This window comes from Listeria floridensis FSL S10-1187 (assembly GCF_000525875.1).
Classification (GTDB): domain Bacteria; phylum Bacillota; class Bacilli; order Lactobacillales; family Listeriaceae; genus Listeria; species Listeria floridensis.
In genome coordinates this window covers 62,034-86,566 of record NZ_AODF01000006.1, presented here as the reverse complement: position 1 = coordinate 86,566, position 24,533 = coordinate 62,034, and the positions used below count along the sequence as shown (strand labels likewise).

The following is a 24,533-nucleotide window of genomic DNA, read 5'->3' as shown; positions in this document are numbered from 1 at the left end:
AACCGTTTTAATGCTTATTCAATATGAAAATTAATGAAAAACAGAAGCGATTTCAATTGCATAACACAACAGATTATCGTATTATAAGATGAAGGCTAAAATGATGACGTTTACATGAAGGAATATTTTTCCTTTTGAATATCAATTTGTGGAGAGTGAAAAGAGATGAATGTGACGATTTATGATGTGGCACGTGAAGCAAACGTTTCAATGGCAACGGTATCACGTGTAGTGAACGGAAATCCGAATGTTAAACCAGTTACACGTAAAAAAAGTTTTAGATGTGATCAATCAACTGGGCTATCGCCCAAATGCTGTAGCACGAGGCTTGGCAAGTAAGCGGACTACAACTGTCGGAGTGATTATTCCGGATATTTCCAATGTTTTTTATGCAGAGCTTGCACGAGGCATTGAAGATATCGCAACGATGTACAAATACAATATTATTTTAAGCAGCTCCGATGAAAATGAAGATAAAGAGCTGCAAGTGTTAAACACTTTGCTTGGCAAACAAGTGGATGGTATTATTTACATGGGCGAAAAAATCACAAGCCAGCTTCAAGAAGAGTTTGACCGTTCACCGGCACCTGTTGTACTCGCAGGAGCAGTTGATATGGAACAGAAGCTTGCTTCCGTTAATATTGATTATCGCGAGGCAACGAAAGCGGCAGTTCAAATGTTCATCCAAAATGGACATAAACAGATTGCCTTTGTAACAGGATCGCTTGAAGAACCTGTGAACCGCGAATTAAAATTAGAAGGATATAAAGAAGCACTTCAAGAAGCTGGAATTAAATACGATGAGAACTATGTCATTGAAGCAGACTATGATTATACAGCTGGAGTTCGCGCTTTTGAACAGTTAAATAAACTTGCTACACGTCCAAACGCTGCCATTGTGACAGATGATGAACTTGCAATCGGCGTCCTGAATGCTGCCCTTGATGCGGGTGTGAAAGTTCCGGACGAGCTTGAAATTATGACAAGCAATAATACGAAACTTACACTGATGAGCCGTCCGCAGCTCTCAACGATTGTGCAGCCGCTCTATGATATTGGGGCAGTGGCGATGCGTCTTCTTACTAAGCTCATGACAAATGAAGAGGTAGAAGAAAAAACAGTTGTTTTACCGCATAGCGAAAAACTTCGCGGGACAACAAAATAAATTAGTAGTTGACGATCAGAAAAAAGATATGCTATAACTAAAGGTATAGTTAAATATTCCAAATGACAATGAACGGACGAAGTAGTCGCTTATCCCTTTTTAAGAGAGCCGATGGTTGCTGTGAATCGGTAAATATAAGTCAGACGAATTACATCCTGGAGTCAAGTCGCGCAGGATAATGGCGCGAACGGCAAAAACCGTTAAACAATGAAGTAAAAGTTGGGTGGTACCGCGTTCAAATACGTCCCTTCGTTCTTAACTGAGCGATCGGGGCGTTTTTTTATTTGGAAAAAACAAAGAAAGAAGGGAATCAAATGAATATTATTGACGAACTAGAGTGGCGTGGCGCCATTTATCAGCAAACAGACGAAGTGGGGCTCCGTGAATTAACGGAAAAGGAATCTGTTTCACTTTACTGCGGAATTGACCCAACAGGAGATTCCATGCACATCGGGCACTTGATTCCGTTCATGATTTTGCGACGTTTTCAAGACGCCGGCCATCGTCCGATTATCCTAGTCGGCGGAGCAACAGGAACAATCGGCGATCCAAGCGGTAAAAAAGAAGAACGTCAGCTACAGTCACTTGAACAAATCAATCATAACGTTGAAAGCTTACGCAAGCAATTAGGGCAAATTTTTGATTTTGACGGTGGATCTGCTGCCAAAATGGTAAATAACTATGACTGGACAAAAGACTTATCCATTCTCGACTTTTTACGTGATTACGGAAAAAACTTTAATGTAAATACAATGCTTGCTAAAGATATTGTACAAAGTCGCCTTGAAATCGGAATTTCTTTTACAGAATTTGCTTATCAAATTTTGCAAGCGATGGACTATAATCATTTGTATGAATTTCATAATTGCCGCCTTCAAATCGGCGGATCTGATCAATGGGGCAACATTACTGCCGGACTTGATTTGATTCGTAAAAAACAAGGCGAAAACGCAAAAGCATTTGGGCTTACGATTCCACTTTTAACGAAAGCAGATGGAACGAAATTCGGGAAGACGGAAGGCGGAGCCATTTGGCTTGATCCTGAAAAGACGACGCCATATGAATTCTATCAATTTTGGCTTAATACGGATGATCGTGATGTCATTAAATATTTAAAATACTTTACATTTTTAACAGAATCCGAAATTGCCGAACTTGAACGTCAAGTAGAAGCTGAACCGCATCTTCGAGCTGCACAAAAAGCACTTGCATCCGAAATGACGAAATTCATTCATAGCGAAGCTGCACTTGAAACTGCCCTTAAAATTTCGAAAGCCCTATTCAGTGGGGAAATCAGTGATCTGACAGCTAATGAAATTGAACAAGGATTTAAAGATGTACCAAGCTTTACTGCGGCGAAAGAAGAGAAGAATCTAGTAGATTTCCTTGTCGAACTAGGAGTTGAACCTTCAAAACGTCAAGCGCGTGAAGATGTGACAAACGGAGCCATTTACATTAACGGTGAACGTGTGCAGGATTTAGAAAAACGGATTGGTTCTGGGGATCGAATTGAAGATCGATTTACCATTGTCCGCCGGGGCAAGAAAAAGTACTTTTTGATTCGTTATTAAATAAAAAAGCAATGAGAAGCATTTCCTCAAAAGGGAAGTTCTCATTGCTTTTTTTTATTTTGCTAATTTAGCCGACGCCTTTTCGGGAAGGTCATTTTTACTGACTTCTTCATAGGAAGTAACACCTTTATCCTTTTTGTAATAGATTTTTAAATAGGCACCATTACGCAAATTTTTCTGAGCAGTAAATGCTAGCTCTTTCGAGTCACCATTTTTATTATAACCCATCAAAGTGTATTTATATTGAACAAAAGTTTCGCCAGTGGAATCCTTCGAAGTCTCTTTTTGGCCGTCTTTATCAATATATACATAATAATTGTCTGCGCCGATATGATTATAATTTTTGAAATAATAGCCGACTGCAAAAGCAAGACCAAGAATGATCACGGCGATTGTGATAATAACAATTAATGATTTTTTCACAGATTGATCCTTCTTTCTGATTTTAGTATGATTTCATTATAAAATAAAAAATTGGATTTTTCCTGCTGAAAAAGTGACAAAGTAGGCGTACAGGCTTACAAATTTGTCATCTTTTTAAAGAAAAAGACTTTGCTTAGAAAAAGCAAAGTCTTTTGAAACTGCAAAATAAAGCTTAACGTGAATAAAATTCAACGATGAATGCTTCGTTAATTTCAGCAGCAAGTTCTGCACGTTCAGGAATACGATTCAATGAACCTTCAAGTTTGTCTGCATCAAAAGTTACGTATTCAGGAACGAAACTTGATACTTCAAGACTTTCAGCGATTGCAGAGTTTTTAGCAGATTTTTCACGAACAGAGATAACTTGACCAATTGAAACTTGGTACGAAGGAATATCTACACGTTTTCCATCTACAAGAATGTGACCATGGTTTACAAGTTGGCGAGCTGCACGACGAGTGCGAGCAAGACCCATGCGGTAAACAATGTTATCAAGGCGTTGTTCAAGTAAGATCATGAAGTTCTCACCGTGTTTACCTTGAAGTTTGCCAGCTTTGTTGAACGTATTTTTGAATTGACGTTCAGTTAGTCCGTACATGTGGCGCAATTTTTGCTTTTCAGCTTGTTGCAAACCATATTCAGACATTTTTTTACGTTGATTAGGACCATGTTGTCCTGGAGCGTATGGACGACGCTCTAATTCTTTACCAGTTCCAGAAAGAGAAATCCCAAGACGACGGGAAACTTTCCAGCTTGGACCAGTGTAACGAGCCATTAATAGACTCCTCCTTTAATTTGTTTTTAGCATAAAAACAAACGAGTACGACGCAGAAAAAGGGCAGTCTACCTTCAAATATCTTCACCTTTGCAGCCGCAGGGTTACACAATATTCCTCAGCAAAGCTGGGGGTAAACAACGAACTTCTTCCAAGCAATCACACAAGCTGCATTTTACACAAAGTATAGTATAGTACAAAGATACAACTATTGTCAATTAATTTCGGCGACAATAGTATCGCGAATTTTTTCGAGCCAGGTCTGGTCAACTGCATCAAACCGAGCGATTTCTGGGCTGTCTATGTCTAGGACGCCGATCAGTTTGCCGTTTGCAACAACTGGGATGACGATTTCAGAACGGCTCGCTGCATCACAGGCAATGTGTCCTGGAAACGCGTTTACGTCATCAACAAGATAGGTTTTGCGGTCGCTTGCGGCATTTCCGCAGACGCCTTTTCCGAGTGGGATGCGAATGCAGGCAGGCAAGCCTTGAAATGGGCCGAGGACGAGCTCGTTTGATGCTTCCTCGTATAAATAAAAGCCAACCCAATTAATAGAGGGAAGAGCTTGGTTTAAAAGAGCCGCTACGTTGCTGAGGTTGGCGATCAGATTTTGTTCGCCAGAGATGAGCGCGGCTGCTTGTTTCACACACAGGGCATAGTTTTCTTCCTTAGTACCTTTAAATTTTGGAATTTCAATCACATTTAGACACCACTTTTTCTTTTTTAAGAATTGGTCAAATTATAGCATATTCTGATTGGTGCTGAAAGTTTTGCTGCTTTTTTGTTTGATGAGACAAGTAAAATTTGCGGAATCGTGGTAAAATAGAGGATGTGTATATTGTGTCGCAAAAGCGGCAGCGTATTGATTGAATGTATTTAAAAAGATAAGGTTTGACCGGGCATTTAGTGGATGGGAGGATTTTTGGATGTTTTACTATATTTTAATTGGCTTTATTGTGGTGGTTGTCGCGCTTTTCGGTGCTGGCTACTCGCTTCGGAAAAAGCATAGCAAACGAATCGGCGAACTTGAAGAAAAACGTAATCAGCTACGTGATAAGCCGGTTATTGATGAGCTTTCGAAAGTGAAAAAGCTTAAGCTAACAGGACAAACAGAGAAATTATTCGAATCTTGGCGTGAATCTTGGGACGAAATTGAAACGAAGCTCTTTCCAGATGTCGAAGAAGTTTTGCTTGAAGCGGAAATGAATGTGGAGCGTTATCGTTTTGGGGCAGCAACACGACATGAAAATGATTTGGAGCAAATGCTTACAACGATTGAAAAACAAATCAATCAAATTTTAACTGGTCTGCGCGAGCTTTTAGCTAGTGAAGAGAAAAATGCGCTTGAAAGTCGTGAGACGAAGGAGAAATTAGCGGAAATGCGCCGCTTTATTTTGACACACGGGTTTAAGCTCGGTAAGGCACAGCCTGCTTTTGAGGAAGAACTGCATCAGATTCAAACGGAAGTGGATCATTATGATGTTTTGACGGATCAAGGCGATCATCTTGAGGCGCGTGAAGTGATTGTAGCTTCCAAAGGGAAGCTCGATGCACTGGATGAAGAGATGGAGCGGACACCGAAATTGCTGCATGAAACGGAAAGTGTGTTGCCAGATGAGCTTATTAAACTGGATGCTGGTTACAGCGAAATGATTGCACAGGGATACTATTTGGAGCCGCTTGGTTTGCAAAAGGAAATTGATCGCTTGAAGCAGAAAAATGATAGCATCAAGGAGCTACTTGTAAAACGCGAACTGGATGCTGCGGATAAATTAATCGAAGAGACAAAAGCGGAAACAGATTTGTTATACGATACGTTGGAAGGTGAAGTTTCAGCTCGGTCGTTTATTTTTGAAAACAAATCCAAGATTGCAGAAAAACTGGAAGCGCAAGAAGAAGTGTCAACGAAGCTGTCAGAACAGATTACGGAAGTGAAAGAAACCTACCACATTTCGGAAGAAGAAATCGCGGCTTATGTTAGCTCGCAGGCTTTGCTTACCGAGCAGAAGGAAAATTTTGAGCGAGTAAGCGACTTGCAGAAGGAAGGCATGATCGCCTACTCTGCAATGCAGGATTCGCTTCGCGAAGTTGAAGCAGTGCTGGTTGAAGTGGCTGAGAAGCAAGAAGTCATTGCTGATGATTTGCGCTCGCTTAGAAAAGATGAACTGGAAGCGCGGGATGAGATGGGGATCATGAAACGCACCGGCAACCAACTTGAGCGAAAATTAAATCGCGCACGTCTGCCAGGTATTCCAGAAGAGTTTCGGGCACTTAAGGTACATTTCTTTGAATCGATTGATAAGATGGAAGGAACATTGTCTGAACGGCCGTTAAACATTAAATCAGTAGCGAAATATCAGCAGATTGCGAAAGAAGATTTGGATCATCTCACGGAAAAAGCCGAAGAAATTGAAGAAAATGCCAAGCTTGTCGAAGCGGTCATTCAATATTCAAATCGGTATCGCGTAGACTATCCAGAGCTTGCAGCAAGTCTCGATCAAGCGGAAGGTCATTTCTATCGTGATTTTAATTATAAAAAGGCGCTTGAAATTGCTGTAACTGCACTTGAGAAAGTGGAGCCAAGTGCGTTTAAGAAGATTGAAAGAGAATTTGAACTGGATGAAAAAGAAGGGGAATAAAAAGAGATGCAGGCTTTAGAAAAAGCTTGCATCTCTTCTTTTTTAAGGTTGACACATGTGGTAAAATAGGAAAGGAAAACTTTTAGAAGGCGAGATTGAAGGATGATTTATTTTGATAATAGTGCTACGACAAAGCCTTATCCGGCTGTGATCGAAACCTATACGAAAGCGGCAAGTGTTTATTTTGCAAACCCGTCTTCGTTACATGCTTTTGGTCAAAAATCACGTGAACTGCATGAACAAGCAAGGAAGCAGGTTGCTCAGTTGGTTGACGTAAAGAATGAAGAAATTATTTTTACAGCAAGCGGAACGGAAAGTAATAATTTAGCAATTAAGGGGACTGCGCATCAATATAAAAATCGAGGCAAGCATTTGATTACCTCGCAGGTTGAACATCCGTCGGTGAAAGAAGTAATGAAAGACTTGGAAAAAGACGGGTTCTCAGTAACTTATCTACCGGTTGATCAAAGCGGGCGGGTAAATCCACGCGACTTGGAAGAAGAACTACGCGAGGATACAATTTTAGTTTCAGTCATGCATGTGAATAATGAAGTTGGAACGATTCAGCCGATTAAAGAACTTGCTGAAATTATGAAGCGACATTCAGCTTTTTTTCATGTGGATAATGTCCAAGGAATGGCGACTACTGAACTTTCTCTTCAAAGTATCGATTTAATGTCGGTTTCAGGACACAAGTTGCATGGCTTGCGTGGAACGGCTTTTTTATATAAGAACAAAGCGGTTTCGCTTCATCCGGAAGTTCTCGGAGGCGGTCAGGAATTTGGCCTGCGAAGCGGAACAGAGAATACGGCTGGTGCTGTTGCTCTCGCAAAGGCGCTTCGGCTGACATTGCAGCGCCAAAGTGAAAAACGGTCGGATATGCTTATGCTACGTAATTATCTAGCAGAGGAACTTGTGAAGTTAGATGGTGTCACACTACACACCGAAACATCAGTTTCTGCACCGCATATTCTTTGTTTTTCAGCAAAAGGGCATCGCGGGGAAGTGCTTGTTCATGCGCTTGAAGAAAAAGACATTTTTGTTTCGACGACAAGTGCCTGTTCTTCGCGGGCGAAACTTGCGAGCAGTACACTGAAAGCTATGGGAGTTTCGGACAGTGATGCGCAAGGCGCGATTCGGCTTAGTCTTAGTTATGAAAACACGAAGCTTGAAGCGGAACAATTTATCGAAAGTTTTCGAGCAGTTTTACAAAAAATCAATGAAGTGGTGAAATAATTGGAATTTGAACGTATTTTAATTCGTTATGGTGAACTTTCTACGAAAGGAAAGAATCGTAAGCAATTTGTAGCAAGGCTCGCAACGAATGTAAAGCGAGTAGTTCAAGATATGCCGGAAGTGAAAGTACACGGCGAACGTGATCGGATGCAGCTTTATTTAAATGGGGCGCCGTATGAAAAGGTTTTGGAACGTTTGAAATCTGTTTTTGGGATTCAATCTTTTAGTCCAGTGCTCAAGGCTGAGCTTGATGTTGAGGCCGTGAAAGAAGCTGCTTATAGGCTTGTAAGTGAGAATCATCAGCCAAACGGAACATTCAAGGTTGCGGCGCGGCGCGGCTTCCGTGATTTTCCACTTGACTCGAATGAGCTTAACCAAGAAATCGGGGCAGCTGTATTAAGACGCATTCCAGATCTAACGGTTAATGTAAAAAATCCGGATATTAAACTAATTGTCGAGGTACGTGCAGATGGGGTGTTTTTGTCCTCGGAAACGATACTTGGTGCTGGCGGGCTTCCAGTTAGCTCGTCGGGACGGGCGATGCTGATGTTGTCCGGCGGTATTGATAGTCCGGTAGCGGGGTATCTGGCGATGAAGCGCGGAGTCGAAGTTGAAGCGGTTCATTTTCATAGTCCGCCGTATACAAGCGAGCAGGCGAAGCAAAAAGCAGTAGATCTGGCGCAAAAAATAGCCAAATACAGTGGCCAAATTCAGATGCATGTTGTACCGTTCACAGAAATTCAGGAAACGATTAAGAAACAAGTTCCAGAAAGCTACATTATGACGGTGACGCGGCGGATGATGCTTAGAATTACAGATGAATTGCGTAAAAGGCGAAACGGGCTTGCGATTGTAAATGGGGAAAGCTTAGGGCAGGTGGCAAGCCAAACGCTCGAAAGCATGATTGCTATTAATGAAGTGACATCAACGTCGATAATCCGCCCCGTGGCTACAATGGATAAAAACGAAATTATCGAGATTGCCAAGGCGATTGACACGTTTGAACTTTCGATTCAGCCATTTGAAGATTGCTGCACGATTTTTACGCCGGCTGCGCCGAAAACGAAACCGAAGCTTGAGAAGGTACAGCATTATGAAAGCTTTGTCGATTTTGACGGCTTAATTGAAAAAGCACTTAAAAACGTGGAAACATTCCCCGTTGAAGTAGCACAAGAAGCGGCAATCAAGGATGAATTTGCCGATCTATTTTAATAGAGAAAGAGAGAATCGAGATGGATAAATTAAAAGAATGGTTGATAAAAACCTTTCCTTGGTACACCGAAAATCTGCACAGCATTATGATGTATCTTGTGATGGGCGGATTTACGACACTCATTAACATTGTCAGTTTCTGGTTTTTAGCTTCTGTTTTAAACTGGGATTATCGTGTAGCCAATACGATCGCTTGGATATTATCGGTCTTATTTGCCTATCTTACGAACAAGCGTTATGTGTTTGAAAGCTATACACCGAGTTTACGTGACAAACTCCGGGAAGCGGGCTCTTTTTTCGGCTTCAGGTTTTTAACGTATCTGGTCGATATGCTGTTAATGGTCGTCTTCATCAGCATGCTTGGTATTAACGAGACATGGTCGAAGATTTGGGTAAATGTCGTGGTGCTAGTACTAAACTATGTGTTCAGCAAATGGATTATTTTCCGGATTCGCAAAAATTAAATGCTTTGTGAGGCTCAGTGCAAACTGGGTCTTTTTTTATATAAAAAACCTGAAGCAGAAGGTTGCTCCAGGTTCAAAAGGTTTATAAGAAATTTCGTTTTACTTTATCCCAAAAAGAATTGTCCGGGAGTTTAATGATATTGATGAATCGATCGCCAACTTCCAGTTTAATATCATGTACGTGTTGGATACTGAGCGCTTCACTGTCCATCCCAATCAGTGGGAAATCATTATTTTCATCTGAGCCGATTTCGATGTGTAATTTCCGTTTTGGACTCAAAATAAAAGAAGAGCCAAGTGTGCGGAAACGATTATTATTCAAGGAAGCGAGTTCACTGACTTGCATAGAAGGCAAAAGCGGATCAACTATCGAGCCGTTAACCGATTTGTTGTAAGCTGTACTTCCTGTTGGTGTCGAAATCACCATTCCGTCACCGCGGAACGTTTCAAAGTGATGATCGTTGATATAAAGATCCATCGTCAGCGTCCGTATAATCGAAGAACGAATGTTAAATTCGTTTAAAACATAAAACGCTTTCGTATTGTTGACTGTTCCATAAATGGTCGGATACCGTCTTACGAGCCAACGTTCCTCTGAAGCAGCTTTTATGATTTCATCCAATTGATGCACATGGAAGTCACAGTATTGTCCAAGTTGCTCAGTCAAAGCAATCCCAGCATAAAGACAATCTTGACGGAAATGTGTTTCGCGAACTGATTTTAAGAAGGCACCGTCTCCGCCGATACTGATAATAACGGTTGCTTTCGTATAATCCTCAGTTAATTCATAACCGTAGTCGGTGGTGATTTTTTTTTAAATCTTTCGCAATTTTATGAAGTTCTTCTGTCTTGCGATATGAAAAATGAAAAACTTGTTTTGGCATTTTTGTTCCTCCTGTCGATCAAATAAAGTCTACTTTTCTATCATATCACGGTTTTTAAAAGTTTGCAGAACGAATTTGCTAGGAAGTTCACAAATAAGCAGATCAGTAGCATTCGGCGGCGCTTTTTTCTACAATAAAAAAGAAGACAACTTGAAGGAGGAAAAATAATGGCAGATGTAACTTTTAAGGGTGCAAAAATGACGCTACTTGGAACAGAACAGCAGGTTGGAAATCAGGCACCTGATTTTACTGTATTAGACAATGCTTTAAATCCTGTAACCTTGCATGATTATGACGGGAAAGTGCGAATTATCAGCGTTGTTCCATCAATTGATACAAGTGTTTGTTCCGCACAAACACGCCGCTTTAATGAAGAAGCGGGCGACCTCCCGAACACAGTTATCTTAACAATTTCAGTAGATTTACCGTTTGCACAAAAAAATTGGTGTGCTGCATCTGGGCTAGATCATGTTATTACGCTTTCCGATCATAAAGAACTTTCGTTCGGAAAAGCTTACGGTGTGGTTATGGAAGAATTGCGGCTTTTAGCTCGTTCTGTTTTTGTGGTGAATCCGGCTGGCGAAATTGTCTATGCTGAATACGTTCATGAAGGAACAGATCATCCAGATTATGAAAAAGCAATCATAGCTGCGAAGAATGCCTAAAAGAAGCGCCTTCAAGCCGTTTGGCAGGAGGCGTCTTTTCTTTTTTCTACAAGCAAATTATTTCTGTACTAATAAAGAGCATAAACTGTATTACAAATAGCCTTTTTTTTGAAAGAAAGGCTTTCAAGTTAGATCGAAATACGTTATAATGATTTTTGGTGTTAAATGATGAAAATTCGAGGTGTTACCTTTGACAAATGAAACAACCCCAAAAGTTTTTCAAGTTCTTGATGAAACTGCCATCATTTTACAGAACGTACTTGAAATGAGTTATTTGGAAGCGGTTTATGAAACGAGTGAGAACCTTTTCCAAAACGATGTGTTACAAAAAGATGAGCTCACGGCTGAACAAGTCAAGAAGCTCGAAGAAAAGTACCAAATGATTCAATTGGAAGATTTTTCATCGGAAGAAATTCGTAAAAGTTTCCAATTGGCTCTCTTAAAAGGAATGAAACACGGCATCCAAGTTAATCACCAGATGACGCCGGATTCGATCGGTTTTATTTTGGCTTATCTAGTTGAAAAAGCGGTGGAAGGCAAGAAACAGATTTCAGTTCTTGACCCAGCGGTAGGAACGGGGAACTTGCTTACCACACTTGTTAACCAGCTTAAGCTTCATAGCGGCGACAAGATCGAAGTGGCGGCAACAGGCGTTGAAGTCGATGATCTCTTGATCTCGCTTGCGTTAGTAGGTTCAGATTTAGAACGAGTTGAAATGACGCTACTGCATCAAGATGGTCTTGCTAATCTGTTAGTTGATCCTGTAGATGTCGTGATAAGCGATCTTCCGGTTGGCTATTATCCAGATGATAATCGAGCCGAAGATTACGAACTGAGACGAGAAGACGGCCATTCCTATGCTCACTTTTTATTTATTGAACAAGGTATGCGTTATACAAAGCCGGGCGGGTATTTATTTTTCATTGTTCCGGAAAATATGTTTGGAACAGAAGACTTCGCCAAGCTCGACCGTTACATTAAGAAATACGGCTTTCTAGAGGGGATAATCAAGCTGCCGGAAAGCTTGTTCCAGTCGGAGAAGGCACGTAAGAGCATACTAATTCTGCAAAAGAACGGCGAGGGTGTGAAGGCGCCGAAAGAAGTCTTGCTTGCGAATTTGACTTCGCTGACCGATCCGCATACAACTGCTCCAATTCTGGCGCAAATTGAAAAATGGTTCCAAGAGAACAAACAAGAAGGGAATTGAAAAAAGAACAATGGAAAAAACAATCGCAATTAATGCAGGGAGCTCATCGCTCAAATTTCAACTTTACGATATGCCTCAAGAAGAAGTGATTACAAAAGGAATCGTAGAGCGAATTGGCTTAAAAGACTCAATTTTTACAATTACAGTAGATGGGGAAAAAATCACTGAAGTAACTGATATTCCTGACCACGAAGTGGCGGTAAATATGTTGCTTGAGAAGCTTATTTCTCACAAAATCATTGGTTCTTACGATGAAATTACAGGTGTTGGTCACCGAGTTGTTCATGGCGGTGAAAAATTCCCGGAATCGGTTTATATTGATGACCAAGTCATTAAAGACATCGAAGCACTATCCGAGCTTGCACCGCTTCATAATCCTGCGAACGTTACAGGAATTAAAGCGTTCAAGAAAATCTTGCCAAATATTGTTTCTGTTGCTGTATTTGATACAGCTTTCCACCAAACGATGCCTCCAGCAAGCTACCTTTACAGCTTGCCATATAGCTACTATGAAAACTTTGGTATTCGTAAATATGGATTCCATGGAACGAGTCATAAATACGTTTCGGAACGTGCAGCTGAACTTTTAGGACGTCCTGTTACTGAACTGCGTCTTATCACGTGTCACCTTGGAAACGGAGCAAGTATCGCAGCAATTGAAAACGGAAAATCAACGGATACTTCAATGGGCTTTACGCCGCTTGCTGGGGTTTCGATGGGAACTCGGTCGGGGAATATTGACCCGGCGCTGATTCCGTTCATTATGGAAAAAACAGGCAAAACGGCTGAGCAAGTCTTGGACGTGCTTAATAAAGAATCTGGCATGTTAGGGGTTTCTGGAATTTCAAGCGATTTGCGCGACCTTGAGGAAGAAGCATCAAAAGGCAATGCACGTGCTGATTTGGCGCTTGAAGTTTTTGTTGATCGTATTCATAAATATATCGGTTCGTATGCAGCTCGGATGAACGGTGTAGATGCCATCATCTTTACTGCTGGAATCGGGGAAAACAGTTCATTTATTCGTGAGAAAGTCCTTCATGGTCTTGAGTTTATGGGTGTTTACTGGGATCCAGCGCTCAATCAAGTGCGCGGTGAGGAAGCATTCCTTAATTATCCGCATTCGCCAGTAAAAGTCATTGTTATCCCAACGAATGAAGAACTAATGATTGCACGCGATGTAGAACACATTAAAAGCGAAAGAGCTTAAGAAAAATAAATTTTCAAGCCGTCTTTTTACTGCAGGAAGCAGTGATTAGGCGGCTTTTTTTTATTTAAATAATTTGTAAATATATTTTACTTTTGTTTATTAATATGATAAACTTTTAAGATGAAAGAAAAGGAGGGGGAAAATGGATCTCATTAAACGAAGTTTTGAGGAAGTAAAACATGGCTTTCATAAAAGCGAAAACAGCTATATCTGCAATTACTGTGAGCAGGTTTTTGAAGAAGGACAGGTCTATCCGCTTTCTGATAAATTCTACACAGCTGAACAGATGATTTTGAACCATATTGAAAGTGTTCACGGCGGAAATTTTCAAATGCTTGTGGACGACCCAAGCAAGTATAATACGCTGACTAAAAAGCAGAAGGAACTTTTGAGGGCTTTTACATCGAAAAAAAAGGATGCTGAGATAGCGAGCGAGTTAGGAGTTTCAGCGTCAACGATTCGACATCAAAAATTTACTTTTCGTGAGAAAGCAAAGCAAGCAAAACTCTACTTGGCACTTTATGAAAATGTGTTTCGAGTTACGGAAGATCCGGCCGAACGTTTTCTTCCGATTCCGACTCGTGCTGCGAATGTTGATGATCGTTTTGCGATTACCGAGAAAGAATATACAGATACGATTCAAGCTTACTTCGATTTTACGGACGGTCTTGTCTTAAAACGACTTCCTCGAAAACAAAAGAGAATTATTGCAGTATTAAATCGCATTAAAGCTGAAATTGATGGTGAAAAAACGTATACGGAAAAAGAAATTACAGCCTTGCTTCAAACCATCTACTATGATCCGGTTACGCTCCGTCGTTATTTATACGATTATGGTTATATAAGCCGGACAAAAGACGGAACAAAATACTGGCTGGAAAAATCCTGATTTGCATCGCAAAATCAGGAGGGTTAAAGGAGAATTGAGTAATGGATGACAAAAAGAAAAAAAGAACTGCGTCAACAATATAAGGAAATGAAGACTTATTATGGTGTTATACAGCTGAAAAATGATGTGAATGGCAAAGTTTTCATTGATACGGTACCGAACACGAAAAATCGCTGGACGTACTATACGATGACACTAGATTCAGGTCGACATCCGAATAAAAGCTTGCAAGACGAGTGGAAAGAATACGGAAAAGAGCATTTTCATTACGACGTCTTGTTTGAAAAAGCAAATACGGATGTGTCTGATATGAAATTTGAACTTAAAAAACTAAAAAAAGAGTGGCTTGTAAAATTACAGCCATTTGCAGATGAAGGTTATCACAAAGAGGACGAATTGGATAAATAAAAAAGCGAAAACCTCAATAATTAAGAGGTTTTCGCTTTTTCGTTAAGTAATTAATCGTAACTTGGATCTTCGTTACGTACAACTAAAACATCGCAAGGGGAGTGACGGATAATATATTCCGAAACACTTCCAATAAGTAAACGTTCAACAGCATTAAGTCCAGTGGCACCACACATGATCAAATCTGCTTGGAAAGCTTTCGCTGCTTCTTTTGTGATCGCAGTTTTTGGCGAACCATATTCAATGTATGTTTCGACTTTGCCAACACCATCTTTCATTGCATCTTCTTTGTAGCCGCTGAGCAACTCGTCAGCATATTCAGTTGCTTTATCCGCCATACTTGTATCATAATTGGCAACGGAAGAAAAAGCACGTGTATCGATAACATGAACTAGACCAAGTGCACCGTCGTTCCTCTTCGCCACTTGAATAGCTTTTTTAAAGGCTTGTTCCGCTTCTTTTGATCCATCGACTGCAACGAGGACCCGTTTGTATTGTTGTAACATTAGAAATCCCTCCCAAAAATATCTTTGAACTACTCTTATTTTACCCCTTTTTTCATGAAACAACCATCAATAACTGGAAAAAAACAAAAGAAATCTAGTATTCTTGTTATTCTTTTTTTAGTTGGATAATTTAGTCGAAGGTTTAGTGAAATTTATTTTTAAAAAAAGACCAGATATGTGTGTGCAATTTAGGTATTTTGTGTTATCATGAAAATGTAAGCGGTTAACTATAGGGCTAATGCCCCATCAAAGGAGAGATTTTTAATGATTATTGGAGTACCGAAAGAAATTAAAAACAATGAGAACCGTGTGGCTATGACACCTGCCAGCGTATTGTCGTACGTGAATGCAGGACATACTGTCATGATCGAAAAAGGGGCTGGGGAAGGTTCGAATTTTCATGATGGAGATTATGAAAAAGCTGGAGCGAAAATTGTAGAGACTGCGAAAGATGCTTGGGCTGCTGAAATGGTCGTTAAAGTAAAAGAACCGATTGCTTCTGAATATCAATATTTCCGTGAAGGATTACTCCTTTTCACTTATTTACATTTGGCAAATGAGCCTGAACTAACTGAAGCACTTGTGAAGAACAAAGTGAATGCGGTTGCTTATGAAACGGTTGAACTGGATGACCGTTCGCTTCCACTTCTTACACCAATGAGTGAAGTAGCTGGTCGTATGGCAACTCAAGTTGGAGCTCAGTTCTTGCAAAAAAATAATGGCGGCATGGGCGTACTGCTTGGCGGCGTACCCGGCGTTGAAAGAAGTAATGTTACGATTATCGGCGGTGGTGTGGCTGGAACAAATGCTGCGAAAATCGCTGTTGGTCTTGGCGCTAAAGTGACAATTTTAGATTTAAATTTGCATCGTTTACGTGAGCTTGATGACATTTTTGGAACAGATGTAACAACTCTAATGAGTAATGATTTCAACATCGAAAAATGTGTCCGCGAATCTGATCTTGTAGTCGGTGCGGTTTTAATTCCAGGTGCTAAAGCTCCTAAACTTGTTAAAGAACATATGGTACAGCAAATGAAACCAGGTGCTGTTCTTGTTGATATCGCGATCGACCAAGGAGGTATCTTCGAAACTTCTGACCGCGTGACAACACATGACAATCCAACTTATGAAAAATATGGGGTTGTACATTATGCTGTTGCAAATATGCCGGGTGCGGTTCCTCGTACTTCAACAATCGCACTTACAAATGCAACGCTTCGCTATGGCTTAAAGCTTGCTAATGAAGGGCTTTTAAAAGCAGTGACGAACGACTATCATTTGTATAAAGGAGTTAATACATTTGAAGGAAACGTGACTTACCAAGCTGTTGCAAAAGATTTAGGTTATGAGTATCAAGAGCTTAGCGTACTTATGAACGCTGCTGCAAAATAAAATAAGAAAAGGCGCTTCGAAAATTCGAAGCGCTTTTTCTTATACATATAATAGATCTTTTGGAAATTCAGTTAAGATATCGTATCCAGATTCGGTTACAACAATGTCGTCTTCAATGCGAACACCGGCTACTCCTGGAACGTAAATACCTGGTTCGATTGTAAATACCATATTTTCTGCAAGCGGCATTTCATTGGTTTCTGTAATAGAAGGGAATTCATGGACGCTTGCTCCGAGTCCGTGTCCAAGTCTGTGCGGAAAATATTCGCCGTATCCAGCTTCGCGGATGATATTTCGCGCAGCAAGGTCAATTTCTTTTGCGGGAACACCAGCTTTGACTTGGTCAATTGCTGCTAATTGCGCCTTTAGTACAGTTTCGTAGATACGTTTTTGTTCGTCTGAAATTTCACCAAATGCAACGGTTCTTGTTGTATCTGATGAGTAGCCCTTATGAACAACGCCAAGATCAAACAAGACGAGATCCCCTTTTTTTATTTTTGTTCCACCGGGAGTACCATGCGGAAGTGCACCGTTTTTTCCAGTTAGAACCATTGTTTCAAAACTCATGCCGCTCACGCCTCTGCGCTTCATTTCATACTCGATTTTTGCAACGATATCCTGCTCAGTGACACCCTCAGCAATTTCAGCAATCCCGATTTTAACTGCTTCATCTGCAAGCAAGGCAGCCTCTTTCAGAATTTTTAATTCTTCGGGTGTTTTTGTCAATCGAATCATTTGAAGTTTGTTTTCAATGGAGAGGTAGGAGGCTGAACTGAATTTGCTTGAAAACTGTTCAAAGCGATCAACACTCATGTGTGATTTTTCAATGGCAATTCGCGCGGGATTCTTTACACGTGCTTTAATTTCGCGAGCGATAATTTCGAAAGGATCTTCGGTATCGCTGTAGCCGTAAACATCGTAATTGAAATCGCTAGCTTTCGCGTCTTCAACTTCAAGTCCGGGTGTGAACAAGAAGGGAGCATGTTCACTAAAAATAGCAAGGCCTAGAACTCGCTCATGTGGGTTGCTGTGATAACCGGTTAGGTAAGCAATGTTTTCTGGATTTGTTAAAAAAGCGGCTTCAGCGCCTTCTTGTTGCAACCAGCTTTTTAATTCGTTTAATTTTTTTTACCATTCTACATCCTTCTTTCGAGGTAAATTTTCTTCTCCATCATACCATGATTCACGATTAGCTAACATCATTTCGATTTTTCTTGTGAAAGTATTGCTTTTCTAGACTAATACAGATAAAATTAGACTAGTACAGTTTGTTTCTTGATACATAAGCATTTATAATAAGTTTTTCTTTTTGTGAATAAAACAGTTTTCTATTTTTTCTAATGGAAAGGAAGTTTTTTGAATGAAAATCTCATTTCACGGTCAAGCTTGTATTAAAATTGAAACGGCGGGTAAGACGATCTTAGTAGATCCATTTATTTCAGGAAATAGTCAATCTGATTTGATTGCTGAAAATGAACAGCCGGACTTTATTGCAGTGACGCATGGGCATGACGATCATGTAGGCGATACGGTTAAAATTGCTAAGCAGTCCGGGGCAACAGTAATCTGTAACGCTGAGCTAGCAGATTTTTTCAGTCTGCAAGGGGTTCAGAATATTGCGGGAATGCATATCGGTGGTAAACGGACTTTTGATTTTGGAACAATTAAGTTGACGCAGGCATTTCATGGTTCTTCGACTGTTGTTGACGGACAATTTATAGATTTGGGTCTTCCAAACGGTTTTGTATTTACGATTGAAGGGAAAAATATATACCACGCTGGAGATACGGGGCTTTTCTCTGATATGAAACTCATTGGGGAATTACAACCGCTTGAACTAGCTTTCTTGCCGATTGGCGATAATTTTACGATGGGGCCGGAAGATGCGAAAATTGCAGCTGATTTTCTTAAAGCAAAAAAAGTTGTGCCAATTCATTACAATACTTTCCCATTGATTGCCCAAGATGGCGCTAAATTCACAGCTTCGCTTTCTGAGGGGATTGAAGGTGTCAAGATGGAAATTGGAGAAGAAATTCACGTTTAAGACTATTAAGAAACAGGTGAATCGAATGGCTACAAAACATGAACAAATTTTAAAGTATATTGAAAATTTGGCGGTAGGCGAAAAGATATCGGTACGCAAAATTGCAAAGAATCTCTCGGTTAGTGAAGGGACCGCTTATCGCGCGATCAAAGACGCGGAAATCCTCGGTTTTGTTTCAACGATAAAACGAGTGGGAACACTAAGGATTGAGCGAAAACAAAAAGACAGTATTGAAAAATTGACGTTTGCTGAAATTGTGAACATGATTGATGGTCAAGTACTTGGCGGGCGAGAAGGCTTGTATAAAGCACTCAATAAATTTGTGATCGGTGCGATGACGATCGAGGCAATGGAACGATATACCGATGCAGGTAATCTTTTGATTGTTGGAAATCGTGAACGTGCGCACGAACTTGCTTTAAATCGCGGTGCTGCGGTTTTGATTACGGGTGGATTTGATACGAGTGATGAAGTGAAACAGCTTGCCGATGAAAAAGAGCTTCCGATTATTTCGACATCCTATGATACGTTTACGGTTGCGACAATGATTAATCGGGCAATTTATGATCAGCTGATTAAAAAAGAAGTTGTAATGGTTGAAGATATTTTGACACCATTTGAGGATACAGCTTATCTGGATACATCTGAAAAAGTGTCAGATTGGCATGCACTTCAAGAAGCGACGGGACACAGTCGTTTTCCTGTCGTTAATAAGGGGCTCAGGCTCGTTGGAATGGTGACAAGTAAGGATATTATTGATAAAAATTTAACAATTTCAATTGAACGTGTAATGACGCGAAGTCCGCTAACGGTTGGTCCGAAAATGAGTGTGGCTTCTGTCGCGCACATGATGGTGTGGGAAAGTATTGAAGTGATACCTGTTGTGAAGGATGATTTAACATTGATCGGGATTGTCAGCCGGCAGGATATTTTGAAATCCATGCAAATGATTCAGAAGCAGCCGCAGGTTGGAGAAACGATTGATGACACGATTGCAAAACAGGTGGAGGAAAAGCAAAACGACCACGAGGAGCCGAGCTATGAGTTTAAAGTGACACCGCAAATGACGAGCTCGCTTGGAACGCTTTCTTACGGTGTCTTGACACAACTTGTTTGCGATGTTGTGCAGCAAAAGCTTTTTTCAATGAAAAAACGCAATGTTGCGATTGAAAATGTTTCGGTTTATTTCCTTAAGCCAGTTCAGATGGATGCTGTTTTGCATGTTATTCCGCGTGTGCTTGAGATGGGAAGAAAAGCCGGAAAGCTCGATGTTGAGCTTTACTTAGAAGGTATTTTAATTGGAAAAGCGATTGTTGCTTGTCAGATGATGGAACGTTAACGAGAGAGAGGTTGGGCGAGGGAAATGAAGCACGAAATTTTAGAGACCATTAAAAAATTTGATACGGTGATTATACATCGCCATGTTCGACCAGATCCAGATGCGTATGGTTCGCAATTGGGGCTCGCAGAAATCATTCGAGCAAGTTTCTCGGATAAGAATGTGTACTCGGTCGGAGAAGAAGAGCCTTCGCTAGCTTTCTTAGGGAATTTGGATACAATTTCGGATGACATTTATCAAGGGGCGCTCGTGATTGTTTGTGATACAGCGAATACGGAGCGAATTGATGATGCGCGCTATTCGACAGGGGCAAAGCTGATTAAGATTGATCATCATCCAAATGATGATGCTTACGGTGATCTCTTTTGGGTTGATCGGTCAGCTTCGTCATGTAGCGAAATGATTACCTCATTTTATGAAACATTCAGGGATGAGCTTGTTATGAATGAAACGGCAGCTATGTTGCTTTACGGAGGAATTGTCGGCGATACAGGACGCTTTTTGTATCCCAGTACGACTGATGAAACACTTCGGCTGGCGGCAAAGCTCGTCGAATTCCCGTTTGATAGACCGGCACTATTTCAAAAATTATACGAGCAGCCGCTTGAAACCTTACATTTGTCAGGCTATATTTTTGAAAATCTTATTGTAGAACCAAATGGCGCAGCAACTATCTATATTTCAAAGGAAACACTTGAGAAGTTCCATTGTACGCCAAAGCAGGCTTCCAATTTAGTCAGTAGTTTTGAAAATGCGAAGGGTCTTAAAGCATGGATTATGTTTGTTGAGGAAGAGAATGAAATTCGTGCACGACTGCGCTCAAAAGGTCCTGTTATCAATGAGCTTGCAAAGGAGTATCGCGGCGGCGGTCATCCATTAGCATCGGGTGCGACAGTGTATTCCAATCAAGAAGTGCAGGAGATGCGTGAAAAGCTGATGCAGTTGTGCGACACTTATCAGAAAGGCCTTTAAATTTTTAAGGGTCTTTTTTTATGCGAACATACTTTCTTTTTTTCGGATTTTCTCGCTATAATAGAAAAAAACAACTGAAAAGGAGTGGGAACATTGGGTTTTGTCCACTTGCAAATTGCGACGGCTTTTGACTTGCTCTCAAGTACGGCTCGCATTGATGCTTTGGTTGAAAAAGCAAAAGAATACCATTTTCCTGCTCTTTCAATTACTGATAAAAACTCGCTTTATGGAGCGGTAGAATTTTATAACGCTTGTAAAAAAGCAGCGATTAAACCGATTATTGGTATGACTATATCTGTAGAAGGTATTGTTTATCCTGGGAATGAGTATGAACTGATTTTACTTGCAGAAACAACAGAAGGATATCGTAATCTTCTGAAAATCACAAGTGCGATTAAAACACGTGATGATAAGGAATCCCTTCCGCTGAAATGGTTGAAATCTTATCGGGATGGGCTGATTGCGCTTTCGCCTGGAAAAACTGGCGAAGTTGAAGGTTTGCTACTTGAAAGTAAAACGGATCTAGCGCTTGAAGCGGCAACTTACTGGCAAGAGCTTTTTGGCTCAGATAATTTTTATTTGACATTACAGAAAGAACAGCCAATTCTTGCAGAAACTGTAAGTGATTTTGTACAGAAGAACAATACTTTTTCACTTACTGTAACAAAAGATGTCCGTTATATTGCACCGCGCGATGTTCAAGCTGTAGAGGTTCTCGAAGCCATTCGTGATAATCAGCTTGTTGACTGGGAAGCGCTCGAACTGATTGGCACTTCTTTTTTTGCAAGCGAAGCGGAAATGGAAAGGATGTATACATCGGAGTTTGAGCGAAAAGCACTTGCGGAATCTGGGGAAATTGCTGCTCGCTGCCACGCTGAAATTGACATGCATCAACAGCTTCTCCCGCGTTTTCCGCTACCAAAAGGAGAAGAAGCGGCAACTGTTTTACGAGAAACGGCTTATCGAGGGTTAAAAGCACGCGGACTTGATGAACAACCGGAATATCAAGAGCGGCTTAGCTATGAGCTGAACGTGATTACTGAGATGGGATTCGCTGATTACTTTTTGATTGTTTGGGATGTGATGAAGTATGCACGCGAACACGACATTTTAACAGGCCCGGGTCGTGGTTCAGCAGCTGGATCGCTTGTATCCTATGCACTTCAGATTACAGATGTTGATCCGATTCTTTACAATTTGCTTTTTGAACGGTTTTTGAATCCAGAACGAGTGACAATGCCGGATATTGATCTTGATTTTCCGGATAATAAACGCGATGAAGTCATTTCTTATGTAGTTGCCAAATACGGCGAACAGCACGTTGCACAAATTGGAACATTTGGGACACTTGCCGCAAAGGCGGCTATTCGTGATACAGCACGAACCTTTGGACTTAATTCCGTTCAGCTATCTGAATGGGCTAAATTGATTCCGAGTACGCTTGGAATCACGCTCGAAAAAGCGTTAAAGGATAATCCACGGCTTGAAAAACACATTCATTTTTCAAGGAAGAATGAAATGATCTGGGAAATCGCTTGTGCAATAGAGGGGTTGCCGCGTCATATATCTACTCATGCAGCCGGTATCGTTATTAGTGATGAACCGCTCGTCGATCAGGTTCCGCTTCAAAAAGGGAGCCAAGATGCATTGCTGACTCAATATGCAATGGGAGATCTGGAACAGATCGGTCTACTGAAAATGGATTTTCTTGGTTTGCGCAATTTGAACCTACTTGACCGTGTCCTTCGTGCAGTTAACTATAATAGAAAATTAAAGCTTACTTTAAAAGATATTCCGCTGAATGATGAATTAACACTTCAGCTTTTTAAACGCGGGGATACAACGGGTGTCTTTCAATTCGAATCAGATGGGATTCGTCGTGTTCTTCGTAATTTGGAACCGACTTCTTTTGAAGATATCGTCGCGGTTGATGCGCTTTATCGGCCGGGTCCGATGGAACAAATCGATACTTTTATTGCTCGCAAGCACGGACGCCAAACCATTTCTTATCCGCACAAAGATTTAAAATCAATTTTGGAAGTGACTTACGGCGTCATTGTTTATCAAGAACAAATCATGCAAGTAGCGAGTACAATGGCTGGATTTTCACTTGGAGAAGCGGATTTGCTACGTCGAGCTGTGAGTAAAAAGAAAGCGGATGTTTTAAATGAACAGCGTGAGAAATTTGTTTCTGGTGCAAAACAAAAAGGTTATCAGGAGCAAAGTGCTCAAGAAGTTTATGACTTAATTCTTCGCTTTGCCAATTATGGCTTTAATCGTAGTCATGCAGCTGCTTATTCAAAAATCGCTTTCCAGCTTGCCTATTTAAAAGCGCATTTTCCGGCAGAATTTATGGCGGCACTACTTAGTTCTGTGTTTGGAAACGATGCAAAGATTGGCCAGTATGTTTCAGAGGCTAAGAAATATGGTATTAAAATGCTGGCGCCGAGCATTAACAGCAGTCACTATTACTTCCAAGTAGAAGGCAATACGTCAATTCGTTATAGTTTTCGGGTAATCCGTAAAGTTCCAAACAAATTTATATTAGAGCTTCTTGAAGAACGTAAACGAGCACCTTTTGTTGATTTTTTTGATTTTTGTGAGCGTATGCCACAAAAAATGTTAACGCCTGCTATACTCGAAGCGCTAATTTATGCTGGCTGTTTCGATGAATTCGGGAAAAATCGGGCGACTCTGATTGCTTCAATGCCTGCTGTGTTGCAGTTTTCAAGCTTGATCGGCAACGATGAGAGAGGCATCAATTTATTCACAGCTGACGATGATTTTGTTCAGACGATGAAGCCGCGGTATAAGGAACAAGATGAATATCCGGAGAAAGAAAAACTGGCGCTTGAGAAAGAATACACCGGGCAGTATGTGTCTGCTCACCCTGTGATGCGTTATCATACAAAAATGAAAAAGTTGGGAATGGTTCCACTCGCTGAACTTGCGACACGCAAAACTGCTTTAATAGGAGCTTATCTTCTATCCGTCAAGGTAATTCGTACGAAAAAAGGTGAGAACATGTGCTTCTTAAACTTGTCGGATGATAGCGGTGAACTATCTGCTGTAGCTTTTCCTGAAGTGTATCGGAATTTTAATCCGTTGTTTGAGACAGGGAATTTACTTGCACTTCAAGTGAAATTAGATAAGCGGGGCGGTGAGAGACAGGCTATTATTGAGCGTGCAGAACGGCTTGAAGTTGTTGAAGTGCCCAAACGGTTATTCTTAAAGGTGGCAAACGAAGCACAAACGGAACAAATTAAAGTTTTTTTGCGTCAGTCGCGTGGAAATTCTAAAGTAGTACTTCATTATGCAGAAACGAAACAAACTATTGAATTGCCAGATTATTTTTCTGTATCTTTCACAGCCGAACTTGAAGAGAATCTAGGACGTTTGCTTGGCGATGGTAATGTAGTTTTTCAATAAAACAGCTTTTTTCATTTCCTAAATAATAACAAAGTGTGGTATAGTTTAGAGTGGACTGGAGGCTTATGGTCTGACTACTGCTAGAAGTAGTTGTTTCAAATAG

The 24,533-nt window shown here is 40.7% G+C and carries 19 protein-coding genes, 3 pseudogenes and 1 other annotated feature; of the genes and pseudogenes, 16 read left to right on the top strand and 6 right to left on the bottom strand.

Translation table 11 applies throughout. The annotated features are described in order from the left end of the window. Positions 1 to 165 precede the first annotated feature (165 nt). Together ccpA and tyrS are read left to right on the top strand one after the other, a co-directional pair. Positions 166 to 1,165: pseudogene (gene ccpA, locus MFLO_RS03685) on the top strand (catabolite control protein A). Positions 1,166 to 1,224: 59 nt separating this feature from the next. After that, positions 1,225 to 1,417 (top strand) — a binding site (T-box leader). A 62-nt stretch (positions 1,418 to 1,479) separates the two neighbouring features. Continuing rightward, positions 1,480 to 2,736 (top strand): tyrosine--tRNA ligase, encoded by a 1,257-nt coding sequence (gene tyrS, locus MFLO_RS03680; RefSeq protein WP_036096476.1) that lies wholly within the window; start codon positions 1,480 to 1,482, stop codon positions 2,734 to 2,736. A gap of 54 nt (positions 2,737 to 2,790) precedes the next feature. Here tyrS and MFLO_RS03675 read toward each other — a convergent pair whose 3' ends face one another. The 3 genes from MFLO_RS03675 to MFLO_RS03665 all read right to left on the bottom strand — a co-directional run bounded on the left by MFLO_RS03675 (position 2,791) and on the right by MFLO_RS03665 (position 4,637). Then, on the bottom strand, positions 2,791 to 3,159 hold the full coding sequence (locus MFLO_RS03675) for a YxeA family protein (protein ID WP_036096456.1): 369 nt from the start codon (positions 3,157 to 3,159) through the stop codon (positions 2,791 to 2,793). Between the two features lie 172 nt (positions 3,160 to 3,331). Further along, positions 3,332 to 3,934 (bottom strand): 30S ribosomal protein S4, encoded by a 603-nt coding sequence (rpsD, locus tag MFLO_RS03670; protein ID WP_036096455.1) that lies wholly within the window; start codon positions 3,932 to 3,934, stop codon positions 3,332 to 3,334. 214 nt (positions 3,935 to 4,148) lie between these two features. Continuing rightward, entirely contained in the window at positions 4,149 to 4,637 is a 489-nt protein-coding gene (locus MFLO_RS03665; RefSeq protein ID WP_036096454.1) for a GAF domain-containing protein, read from the bottom strand. Positions 4,638 to 4,863: 226 nt separating this feature from the next. On the opposite strand from MFLO_RS03665, the gene MFLO_RS03660 reads away from it, so the two are divergent. The 4 genes from MFLO_RS03660 to MFLO_RS03645 all read left to right on the top strand — a co-directional run bounded on the left by MFLO_RS03660 (position 4,864) and on the right by MFLO_RS03645 (position 9,488). After that, positions 4,864 to 6,576 (top strand): septation ring formation regulator EzrA, encoded by a 1,713-nt coding sequence (locus tag MFLO_RS03660; protein ID WP_036096453.1) that lies wholly within the window; start codon positions 4,864 to 4,866, stop codon positions 6,574 to 6,576. 102 nt (positions 6,577 to 6,678) lie between these two features. After that, the gene (locus MFLO_RS03655; protein ID WP_036096452.1) at positions 6,679 to 7,812 is read left to right on the top strand and encodes a cysteine desulfurase family protein; all 1,134 of its coding nucleotides are present in this window, start codon (positions 6,679 to 6,681) and stop codon (positions 7,810 to 7,812) included. Next, positions 7,813 to 9,024, top strand: coding sequence for a tRNA uracil 4-sulfurtransferase ThiI (thiI, locus tag MFLO_RS03650; RefSeq protein ID WP_036096451.1), 1,212 nt, complete (start codon positions 7,813 to 7,815; stop codon positions 9,022 to 9,024). Positions 9,025 to 9,044: 20 nt separating this feature from the next. Continuing rightward, positions 9,045 to 9,488, top strand: a complete 444-nt coding sequence (locus MFLO_RS03645) for a GtrA family protein (RefSeq protein WP_036096450.1) — start codon at positions 9,045 to 9,047, stop codon at positions 9,486 to 9,488. Positions 9,489 to 9,570: 82 nt separating this feature from the next. On the opposite strand, the pseudogene MFLO_RS03640 reads toward MFLO_RS03645, so the two are convergent. Further along, positions 9,571 to 10,372, bottom strand: a pseudogene (locus MFLO_RS03640) (NAD kinase). A 167-nt stretch (positions 10,373 to 10,539) separates the two neighbouring features. On the opposite strand from MFLO_RS03640, the gene tpx reads away from it, so the two are divergent. The 5 genes from tpx (at position 10,540) to MFLO_RS03615 (ending at position 14,748) form a co-directional block, all read left to right on the top strand. Further along, positions 10,540 to 11,037, top strand: a complete 498-nt coding sequence (gene tpx / locus MFLO_RS03635; protein WP_036096448.1) for a thiol peroxidase — start codon at positions 10,540 to 10,542, stop codon at positions 11,035 to 11,037. A gap of 190 nt (positions 11,038 to 11,227) precedes the next feature. After that, complete coding sequence (locus tag MFLO_RS03630; RefSeq protein ID WP_036096445.1) at positions 11,228 to 12,244, top strand: class I SAM-dependent methyltransferase; 1,017 nt, start codon at positions 11,228 to 11,230, stop codon at positions 12,242 to 12,244. A gap of 10 nt (positions 12,245 to 12,254) precedes the next feature. Beyond that, complete coding sequence (locus tag MFLO_RS03625; protein ID WP_036096444.1) at positions 12,255 to 13,451, top strand: acetate kinase; 1,197 nt, start codon at positions 12,255 to 12,257, stop codon at positions 13,449 to 13,451. Between the two features lie 142 nt (positions 13,452 to 13,593). Next, entirely contained in the window at positions 13,594 to 14,340 is a 747-nt protein-coding gene (locus tag MFLO_RS03620; protein WP_036096443.1) for a DUF2087 domain-containing protein, read from the top strand. A 45-nt stretch (positions 14,341 to 14,385) separates the two neighbouring features. Next, entirely contained in the window at positions 14,386 to 14,748 is a 363-nt protein-coding gene (locus MFLO_RS03615; protein WP_036096441.1) for a GIY-YIG nuclease family protein, read from the top strand. A 50-nt stretch (positions 14,749 to 14,798) separates the two neighbouring features. On the opposite strand, the gene MFLO_RS03610 is transcribed toward MFLO_RS03615, so the two are convergent. Beyond that, positions 14,799 to 15,254, bottom strand: coding sequence for a universal stress protein (locus MFLO_RS03610; RefSeq protein WP_036096439.1), 456 nt, complete (start codon positions 15,252 to 15,254; stop codon positions 14,799 to 14,801). A 264-nt stretch (positions 15,255 to 15,518) separates the two neighbouring features. Between MFLO_RS03610 and ald the strand changes: the two genes are divergently transcribed. After that, positions 15,519 to 16,646, top strand: coding sequence for an alanine dehydrogenase (gene ald, locus MFLO_RS03605; protein ID WP_036096437.1), 1,128 nt, complete (start codon positions 15,519 to 15,521; stop codon positions 16,644 to 16,646). Between the two features lie 39 nt (positions 16,647 to 16,685). Here the strand turns inward: ald and MFLO_RS03600 are convergent. Beyond that, positions 16,686 to 17,774: pseudogene (locus tag MFLO_RS03600) on the bottom strand (M24 family metallopeptidase); the annotation flags it as partial. Positions 17,775 to 18,006: 232 nt separating this feature from the next. Between MFLO_RS03600 and MFLO_RS03595 the strand changes: the two are divergent. The 4 genes from MFLO_RS03595 (at position 18,007) to dnaE (ending at position 24,430) form a co-directional block, all read left to right on the top strand. Continuing rightward, positions 18,007 to 18,690 (top strand): metal-dependent hydrolase, encoded by a 684-nt coding sequence (locus MFLO_RS03595; protein WP_036096434.1) that lies wholly within the window; start codon positions 18,007 to 18,009, stop codon positions 18,688 to 18,690. A gap of 25 nt (positions 18,691 to 18,715) precedes the next feature. Continuing rightward, a complete protein-coding gene (ytoI, locus tag MFLO_RS03590; protein ID WP_036096433.1) occupies positions 18,716 to 20,029 on the top strand; it encodes a CBS-HotDog domain-containing transcription factor YtoI in 1,314 nt (437 codons plus the stop codon). A 24-nt stretch (positions 20,030 to 20,053) separates the two neighbouring features. Then, entirely contained in the window at positions 20,054 to 21,001 is a 948-nt protein-coding gene (locus tag MFLO_RS03585; RefSeq protein ID WP_036096432.1) for a DHH family phosphoesterase, read from the top strand. Between the two features lie 93 nt (positions 21,002 to 21,094). After that, positions 21,095 to 24,430, top strand: a complete 3,336-nt coding sequence (gene dnaE, locus MFLO_RS03580) for a DNA polymerase III subunit alpha (RefSeq protein WP_036096431.1) — start codon at positions 21,095 to 21,097, stop codon at positions 24,428 to 24,430. Positions 24,431 to 24,533: the final 103 nt, after the last annotated feature.

Excerpts from the sequence above, each read along its gene's own strand:
- MFLO_RS03625 (WP_036096444.1), top strand. The coding sequence starts at position 12,255 with ATGGAAAAAACAATCGCAATTAATGCAGGGAGCTCATCGCTCAAATTT.
- MFLO_RS03610 (WP_036096439.1), bottom strand. The coding sequence starts at position 15,254 with ATGTTACAACAATACAAACGGGTCCTCGTTGCAGTCGATGGATCAAAA.
- tpx (WP_036096448.1), top strand. The coding sequence starts at position 10,540 with ATGGCAGATGTAACTTTTAAGGGTGCAAAAATGACGCTACTTGGAACA.
- rpsD (WP_036096455.1), bottom strand. The coding sequence starts at position 3,934 with ATGGCTCGTTACACTGGTCCAAGCTGGAAAGTTTCCCGTCGTCTTGGG.
- MFLO_RS03615 (WP_036096441.1), top strand. The coding sequence starts at position 14,386 with ATGACAAAAAGAAAAAAAGAACTGCGTCAACAATATAAGGAAATGAAG.
- MFLO_RS03595 (WP_036096434.1), top strand. The coding sequence starts at position 18,007 with ATGAAAATCTCATTTCACGGTCAAGCTTGTATTAAAATTGAAACGGCG.
- MFLO_RS03660 (WP_036096453.1), top strand. The coding sequence starts at position 4,864 with ATGTTTTACTATATTTTAATTGGCTTTATTGTGGTGGTTGTCGCGCTT.
- MFLO_RS03585 (WP_036096432.1), top strand. The coding sequence starts at position 20,054 with ATGAAGCACGAAATTTTAGAGACCATTAAAAAATTTGATACGGTGATT.
- MFLO_RS03620 (WP_036096443.1), top strand. The coding sequence starts at position 13,594 with ATGGATCTCATTAAACGAAGTTTTGAGGAAGTAAAACATGGCTTTCAT.
- MFLO_RS03645 (WP_036096450.1), top strand. The coding sequence starts at position 9,045 with ATGGATAAATTAAAAGAATGGTTGATAAAAACCTTTCCTTGGTACACC.
- ald (WP_036096437.1), top strand. The coding sequence starts at position 15,519 with ATGATTATTGGAGTACCGAAAGAAATTAAAAACAATGAGAACCGTGTG.
- ytoI (WP_036096433.1), top strand. The coding sequence starts at position 18,716 with ATGGCTACAAAACATGAACAAATTTTAAAGTATATTGAAAATTTGGCG.
- tyrS (WP_036096476.1), top strand. The coding sequence starts at position 1,480 with ATGAATATTATTGACGAACTAGAGTGGCGTGGCGCCATTTATCAGCAA.
- MFLO_RS03655 (WP_036096452.1), top strand. The coding sequence starts at position 6,679 with ATGATTTATTTTGATAATAGTGCTACGACAAAGCCTTATCCGGCTGTG.